At 46.5% G+C, this 8,316-nt stretch carries 4 protein-coding genes and 1 pseudogene; 2 read left to right on the top strand and 3 right to left on the bottom strand.

The window, feature by feature from the left end; translation table 11 throughout:
• Window positions 1-964: nitrogen regulation protein NR(II) (glnL, locus tag A3761_RS09545; protein WP_068750150.1), on the top strand; the 964-nt coding region annotated here is incomplete at its 5' end.
• Between the two features lie 4 nt (window positions 965-968).
• Window positions 969-2,420: a nitrogen regulation protein NR(I) gene (gene glnG / locus A3761_RS09550; RefSeq protein ID WP_068508266.1), complete on the top strand. Its 1,452-nt coding sequence runs from the start codon at window positions 969-971 to the stop codon at window positions 2,418-2,420.
• 85 nt (window positions 2,421-2,505) lie between these two features.
• Here the strand turns inward: glnG and A3761_RS09555 are convergent, their stop codons facing one another.
• The 3 genes and pseudogenes from A3761_RS09555 to A3761_RS27580 all read right to left on the bottom strand — a co-directional run.
• Window positions 2,506-7,428 (bottom strand): DUF6701 domain-containing protein, encoded by a 4,923-nt coding sequence (locus A3761_RS09555; protein ID WP_068553134.1) that lies wholly within the window; start codon window positions 7,426-7,428, stop codon window positions 2,506-2,508.
• A gap of 69 nt (window positions 7,429-7,497) precedes the next feature.
• Window positions 7,498-7,848, bottom strand: coding sequence for a hypothetical protein (locus A3761_RS09560; protein WP_068750152.1), 351 nt, complete (start codon window positions 7,846-7,848; stop codon window positions 7,498-7,500).
• Window positions 7,838-8,316: pseudogene (locus A3761_RS27580) on the bottom strand (hypothetical protein); the annotation flags it as partial. The gene A3761_RS09560 and the pseudogene A3761_RS27580, both read right to left, overlap by 11 nt.

An 8,316-nucleotide genomic window follows, 5' to 3' on the forward strand; every position in this document is an offset into this window, starting at 1 on the left:
TCACCTCTTTATTAAACATGAAGAACTTTTGTTTGACGAGTTCCAGGCCATTATTGATGGCGGGCACTCATACACTCAACGTGACTGCGAGTTTATTCTACACAACGGCCAAGAGCTTCTTGCAGACTGCTCGGCATCAAAGTTCTCTCAAGATTCTCAGGATTTACTGCTGATCGAAATGCAAGCAAAGGATCGTTTGAAGCGGATCAGCCGTGAAGAACAGCTGCATGAGAACCAGGAAACAGCTCAAATCCTTGTTCGTGGCTTCGCTCATGAGGTTAAGAACCCTCTCGGTGGAATTCGGGGTGCCGCTCAGCTACTTGATGCAGAGCTGACCAACCCAGAGCATCATGAATACACACAAATTATAATGAGTGAGTCGGACCGGCTGAGAAGTCTGGTAGATCGAATGCTCGGCTCTAATAAAGCCCTCAAGCGTTGTGAAACAAACATCCACGAGATTCTTGAAAGAGTTCACACCCTGATTCATGCCGAATCTGCAGGCAAAATTAATATTATCAGGGACTACGACCCAAGTATTCCTGAATTCCTGGGCGATAAAAGTCAGTTAATTCAAGCGTTTCTGAACATTGCGAAAAATGCACTTCAAGCACTGTCTGAGCAAAAAGACGAAAATCCTTCACCTCAGATTGTCTTGAGAACGCGAACTCTAAGGCAGTTCACTATTGGTCATACTCGACATCGACTGGTACTAAAGGTTGATATTATCGACAACGGCCCAGGTATACCAAAGGATTCCATTCAGAATATTTTTTACCCCATGATCAGTGGGCGCGCAGAAGGTACAGGTCTGGGCTTATCCATTACGCAAAGCATATTTACCAAGCACGATGGCTTGGTCGAGTGCGAAAGCAAACCAGGTAAAACCGACTTCATTATTTATATCCCTATCGATAGCACGCGCTCACCTAAACCAACAAACGTTTCAAGTATCTCGGAGTAACACTATGACAACAAAGCCACTTGTATGGATCATTGATGATGACCGCTCTATACGCTGGGTACTTGAAAAAGCGCTAGCAAAAGAAGACTACGAGCTTCGCTCTTTTGAAAGCGGTGAAGGTGTAGTAGAGCGACTTTCTAGCGAGAGCCCTGATGCGATTATCAGTGATATTCGCATGCCTGGCATTGATGGGCTTGCACTACTTGAAAAGATTCAAGCTAATAACTTGCATCGTGGCGTACCGGCAGTTCCGGTCATTATTATGACCGCTCATTCCGACTTGGACAGCGCTGTTTCCTCCTATCAGAGTGGCGCTTTCGACTACCTACCCAAACCCTTCGATCTAGATGATGCCGTCGCACTAATCAAACGCGCCATTGCTCACTCCCAAGAGCAAAAAGCACAGAATATGCCTGATGCACCGGAGCTCAATGAAGAAAATACTGAAATCATTGGTAAAGCTCCAGCGATGCAGGAAGTGTTTCGCGCTATCGGCCGCTTATCACAGTCAAATATAACGGTTCTGATCAATGGCGAATCAGGAACAGGTAAAGAACTGGTCGCTCGTGCTTTGCATCAGCATAGCCCCCGTGCACAGTTACCATTTATTGCCTTAAACATGGCTGCAATTCCCAACGACCTGATTGAGTCTGAGTTATTTGGTCATGAGAAAGGTGCCTTTACAGGTGCTGGAGGACAGCGCACCGGACGCTTTGAACAGGCTGATGGCGGTACACTTTTCCTCGATGAAATCGGAGATATGCCTGCCGATACGCAAACCCGCCTATTACGTGTACTTGCTGATGGTGAGTTTTATCGAGTCGGTGGCACCACACCCGTTAAGGTTAACGTTAGGATTATCGCTGCAACCCACCAAAACCTTGAAGGTCTGGTTCAAGAAGGTAGCTTCCGGGAAGATTTATTTCACCGTTTGAACGTTATTCGCGTTCACCTACCTAAACTATGCGACCGAAGTGAAGACGTCCCCACCCTGGCGAACTACTTCTTAAGCAAAGCAGCTGAAGAGCTCTCGGTCGACATCAAGCAATTACGCCCTGAGACCGAAGAGTACTTAAGTGCCATGCCCTGGCCAGGTAATGTTCGACAGCTAGAAAACACCTGTCGCTGGTTAACCGTCATGGCTAGTGGTAGAGAGGTTCATGTATCAGACCTGCCGCCAGAATTATTAGATGAAGATAACACTGCTCCAACAGCAAGTACTTGGCAGGAAGCCTTGCGAAAGTGGGCTGACCAGGAACTTAAAAAAGGTAATAGTGCCATTCTGGATCAAGCTGTTCCCCAGTTTGAGCGTATTATGATCGATACGGCATTGAACCATACTGGCGGACGACGTAGAGATGCTTCCCAGTTATTAGGCTGGGGCCGGAATACGCTTACCCGTAAAATCAAAGAGCTTGATATGAGCTTTGAAGAGAGTACTGAGGAAGAGGATTAAGCCCCTCCCTCCGCATTACTCTCATATTTTGTAGGCAGCGGGTTCCATCCCGCGCTATGCCCAAACCTTGGAGCACGACCTAGAATCAGTTACTCACTTCTCGCCAGTAGATAATTCTGTCGTGGCCTCGATATTGACCAAACTGCGCCTCAACAAAGGGGTGCTCATCATCCAGAGCGCCATCTCCGTCCCAGTCAAAACGCAACCATGGCAATGCAGATAAGTCCTGATTAACTTGAACTTTTCCAGCCCCGCCGACTCCTGGAGCGCTGAAGCTAAAGTTTTCATTTTGCGCATCATCGAGAGGAGCATTCACACTTAAGGTAGTTAACTCTGAACCCACAAGAATATCTTCTAAGCTCGTAGCACCACTACCTAAAGGTGTAACAGTTGGAACAACTGCGGTACATTGATCATCAGTATGGGCAACAAAGGTTCCGGCGCTAGAATAATATTGGGGGTAAGCCTTCATTTTTAACGCTTGAGTATCAGGCCCATAGGCATTCTCCATTTTCCACCGTCCTTGCCGTAATTCTGAGCTAAATTGGAAACCAAGCGCTGCTAAATTACTAGTGCCTGTCACATCATCATCGTCTTCCAAAGTAACGACCAAATCAATATCTGCGTCAAAAGGAACGATATTGGTCCCTGCAGGTCGATCATAACTGAAGTTAGGGTTACTAGAGTGGATAAGTAAGCTAAGCGTTCCATCAATATCTGTTGTCGCACCATAACTTATATCTCCAACTGGCGAGGATAATGTCGCCGCCGTCGCTGCATTATCGGTATAGCAAAAACCCTTAACGCCTACACTACCACCACAAGACTCATCTAGCTCCAGGTTTGCACCCAAGCGCCAAAAATCACCTTCATAGTTTTGTGTAATCGTGCCATCAGCACGTACAGCACTTATCGTCAATTCAGGGACAGTATTCCATTGAAAGGCCTGATTCATATAAGTGAAGGGCGATAGTCCAACGACATTACACGCTGGGGCAAAATTTCCTCCTGTGACGGAAAAGCTCACATCAAAACGATCAGGGATAAACCGACCAACATTACCACTTGTACCACCGCTGACGACTTCACCCGCATAATCGGGCACGGCATAGGCTTCCATAGTGAAAACCCCCACCTCATCTATTTGTTGCGTCACCGACACAACACCATCATCTGCCAATGTAAAGGCCACATCGCTCTCGGCAACATTGGCATTAACACCACTTAGCGGTGCAATAAGATTACTACGCAACGATATTGGCGAAGGACTGATATAGCTCTCAGCCGTTGTTGCGCTTGCATCCGCGCAGACAGCTCTAAGCTGCTGAGTAAAATTATCACCGACCGTTGCAAACTCACTGCAAGATCCAAAAGGAGAAGAACAACTTGGCGCGCTCGGTACAGTCGACTCAATCAAGGAAGGAGAGACAACAAAGGCATTAGACATAAGACCTTGCATAAGTGGCGTTTCACTGAGCCCATCCTCATGTTCAAAGTTAATAGACAATATTTGTCCAGCATCTAAATGCCTAACGTCAAGATCTGCTACACCTTGATCAAAATCTAAAGTCAGATTATCACTAGCAGGTAAACTGTTAGCGATAAGCGTGTTATTAAGGCTTAGGGAAGTCCTGGCCGTATCTGCAATAGCGGGTGACTCATCAGATTGATAATTCACCTCAAACCATGCTTTTAAGTCTTTACTCCCGTCAAAATCAGTCAACACTGAACAAGCACTACCACTTGGTTGAGTTTGACCGACAGCGGTTAATGTCATCGATTCAGAATTACCACAAACAAAAGAGGCCGGGTTGGTCGCAACAAATCCGTAAGCACTAAAGTTTGTACCCGGCGTTGCGGTAGAGCTTACACTCTCTGCAGTATCTTCGGCGGTCACGACCACACCATCAACCGCCCTCTCATGGAATAAAAAGACCGTTGCTGCACCGCTTTCAGAGCCATCCAGAGTGAGACCCGATATGGAGGAACCACCGCTAGCAGCATCATAAAACTCGCTATTTGAATCATCATTGGTACTTAAACCAATCGTACCAACATAGTCAGTTTTATCAGTAACACCATCCGCACATACAGCTTGAATACTCACTTCAGCTCTGGAACTCGGGCAGGCTAACCCATAGTCAGGCTGAGTAATCGAAAAACTACCTAAAGAACACGAGCTACAAGCATGAGAGTCCCCCATAGCCGTTCCAATTTCTGCTTCAGTCAGCACGCTATCGTAAACTTTAATCTCATCCAAACGGCCATAAGCTGAAGCGCCTGGTGTTAGATAAGTAGATGAATTGTCCCCGAAGAAGATATTTCCTACATCACCCATAGTGCCGTTAGATGAAATTGACGATGAGGCAGCAGAGCTTCCATCAACATATATATGCAATTCATCGGCAGATAAGTCCCAGGTTACGCCAAGATGAACCCACGTTCCCGCAACAACTGAGTTAGCACTTGTGTATAAGTTGAAATCAAGATCCGCGCTATCTTCCAAGGCAAATCGTAAGCGACCATCATTTAATTTTGCCAAGAAGAAATACTTATCGTTAGAATTTCCTATGACATCGGTAGTTGCATCAATTAAGGTCTTATCTCCACTCCCCACCCAGTTCTCTTCAGCTCGATACCAAAGCACAATAGTCCCTTGACTACCTACGTCTGTGTCCAAGTCCAGCTGTGAGTCAATGGCATCAATCGTTGCTGAATTTGAGTTGTCGGGAATAAAACTACCTTTACAAACCTGGCCGCTGGCATGGGACTCTGCACTACCGACACTTAATCCCGCATTACCGTTACCCGAATAATCCTCGATCGACACGCCTGCGCCCGACCAATTATTTTGCTCAAAGGCAAAGTGAGCAAGAGGCTGATAGGCGCCACATGAACGTGTCTCGGTATATAAGGCATTCACTTGCGAATCACTTAGAACGCTGTTGTATATTTTGACTTCATCTAGCTGACCTTGAAAGTACTCTGGCGAACCACCTGTATCTTCTATCCGGCCGATACTCGTGAAAGAGTTGCCAATCACACCTGCTGCTGCGGTGCCACTTTGATCCAACACGCCATCAATATATATTTTATACGCACCACTACCGGCATCACGTGTTAGCACCACATGATGAAAGCTATCATCATTGATCACACCTGAGGACTTTGACGAGTAATCATTACCAACCGATAAGCCAATATGGCCCGAGGCATCGATCCAGCCCCAAAAGATATCGTCCGAGCCACCCGACTCTTCCACCCCGGCAATACCGGGCGCCTGCCATCCAGTATTATTTCCAACTTGTGTGGTCTTAATCCAAAAGCTCAGAGAAGAAGTCCCCGTTAGAGTTGCCCCCACTTCAGAGCTTTCAATGTAGTCATCAACTCCATCAAAATCGCCTGCTCGGCAAAGGTGTGCTGTACTCGTCGTGTCTAAGCCATTTTGAGAACTTCCATTACTAGGGCTGGCAGAGCTATCCACCACATCGCCTGATGAGCCAGACCAAGCCGTCTCGTCCATTCGAAATTCTGCGACAGGTTCAGGTAGCTCACCTGTGACCGCACATGAACTCAAAGCTGCACTTGGAATAGCTTCCCAACTGCCACCGTCACGGCGCCATTGCAAACGAGCATAAGCTTGACCAGTATGCTCAAAGTGCTCCATCTGAACGATATAGCCCTGCCCAGAATTTAATGATTGCGCCGCAGAAGTGCTCGAATAACGCGGTCCATGAAGGCTCCAGTCATTAATAATCTCACTACCTTCAAGGTCTAAGCGTACACCATCATCTGAATACAGCCGGAACTCATAACTACCTGTTTGTGTCGGTACCACATAGCCATTCCAACGAATACTGAAACGCTCATTATTTCCAGAGGTACTAGGGAAAATAGTCGGCGTTCCTGAGCCCCAACCAAAATCCACTTGGCTATCTTTACGCAGATATTCCGTACCGGTAAATAAACCTGAAGGCTGAGAAACCTTGGTTCCACTTCCGTTACGTTGATCAAAGTAATGACCAGTTAAACCAGAGAAATCAACGCTGTGATCAGTACCATCCACCGTCAAGGTATATGCCTGGCCCGCTACAATTCCTGTTACCTGCAATACAACCGTTGTGTCACTTTGCTGACTAACACTACTAATCGTCGCTGCATTTAAGGAGTAGTAGCTAGTATCTAAGGCATCACTATCAATGGTATTGTCGAATTCGACTACCAAGAGATTATCAACACCACAGGCACCATGGACACTATCAACATTCAATACACCACTCGCCCCTTCTCTCAAAGCAATTAAGTGACCAATGGCATCATCAAAAATTGTTGACGCCGTCGCGACTCGATCACCCGATGCACCTGCCGTAGGTCGAAGCTCATATGCGGCCATTGTTGTTATTCCGTCATTACCCTTATGTTCCTCAATATCGTACATTTCAGTCATACCGACAGGTGCGGAAAACGCTGCGTCTCCGGCTTCAAGCGTATAAAATGCCACCAGCATTCCCCCCGAGCCTGAAGTATTGACCGACGGTGCTGTCACACTGGACCAACTCATACCTACGCTAGAATCTTCATCATCTATTGGTGTGGAGGTATCGACACCTCGAAAGACAGACATACCACCTATATACCGCCGATTCCGATTGCCATCAAAATCAAAGTTATACCCGGTCCCAGCGTCGCCAGACGTAGCCAGGCGATAGTACAATGATTGGAGTACATCATCGTCTCTGTCTTGAGAGCTAATCTGAGTCCAACCAGCTGGCGCTGTCACCCCATCACTACCACTTCTGTTTCGGATAGTAATCTGCACCAATAACAAATCATTTTCTTCAGCACTCGCTGGTACAGTAAGAGTGACATCATCGTTATTGCCATCTTCAGTCGTACTAGCTACAAAAGTAATTGCAGAATGAGCACTACTAGCGAAAGTAAACAGACAGACAATCACACATATACTTGTAATAAGTCGGAACAATAACAAAACACCCTTATTAATCATGAGCCCTCACCTGCACCGAACGAGTCGCCTGGTCCAAACCACTTCCACAGGTCGCTGTGCTTGTAAATGTCATATATTTGTACCTGCCACCGTATCAATTCGGCAAATCAGTTGTGCAATGCAGTTATCCAAGCCAGGGTTACTCCCTCCTGCATCAAAGTCCAGATACCCCATTGCATCATTACAAGTTGTCCCGCCAACGAACACTCTGTTTAGCGCTATCTGAGCACCGCTTTCCGCCGCGTAAAAGGCTCGTGTAGATTCAAAGTCTTGAGCAAAGCCCATACTGGAATCTTCAGCCAGATCACTCATTGCCAAAACGATCAAAGCAAGAATAACGATCAAAAATATTGTCGCAGGAAGTCCAATACCTCGCTGCTTAAGGTGTAGTTGTCTAAAGTGGAGTTGCCTAGGGTACATTGCGAATTTGCACCTCTTGATTTACGGCCTGGAGTTCACCATTACTACCTGTAACACTGTAAGCAATATTTACCACAGCATTACGAGTCAGGCTGGCGTCTGTATAAGCAAAGCTACCTAAATTCGCACCATTTGCCATGACATTTTGCTTGTTGGTATCAGGGGTCGAATCAAAGCCATAATCAAAATAACGATAGAGAAAGCCACCGCTAAAACAAAACATCACGGGGTCCTGACTAATAAACAAACGCTTAGTTGGGGAGTCACTGACAAATTGATGGCTTGATTGTAAGTTAATCGTCAAAGCACCGGCTGTTGCGCCGGCAGTAATACTAGAAAGCAAGCTACTAATTACGCGCTGGCTTCCAGATAGGTCATAAACATCACTGACGGCATTACTATAAACGGCCACTCTGTCCTGGCTAGTATCGACACTTGCATCCACGTAGCTAGCAAAAGGTACCACCT

This window comes from Oleiphilus sp. HI0123, assembly GCF_001635315.1.

What these genes read in the sequence shown, in the direction of transcription:
- A3761_RS09560 (WP_068750152.1), bottom strand. Translation starts at nt 7,848, where the DNA reads ATGTACCCTAGGCAACTCCACTTTAGACAACTACACCTTAAGCAGCGA.
- A3761_RS09555 (WP_068553134.1), bottom strand. Translation starts at nt 7,428, where the DNA reads ATGATTAATAAGGGTGTTTTGTTATTGTTCCGACTTATTACAAGTATA.
- glnG (WP_068508266.1), top strand. Translation starts at nt 969, where the DNA reads ATGACAACAAAGCCACTTGTATGGATCATTGATGATGACCGCTCTATA.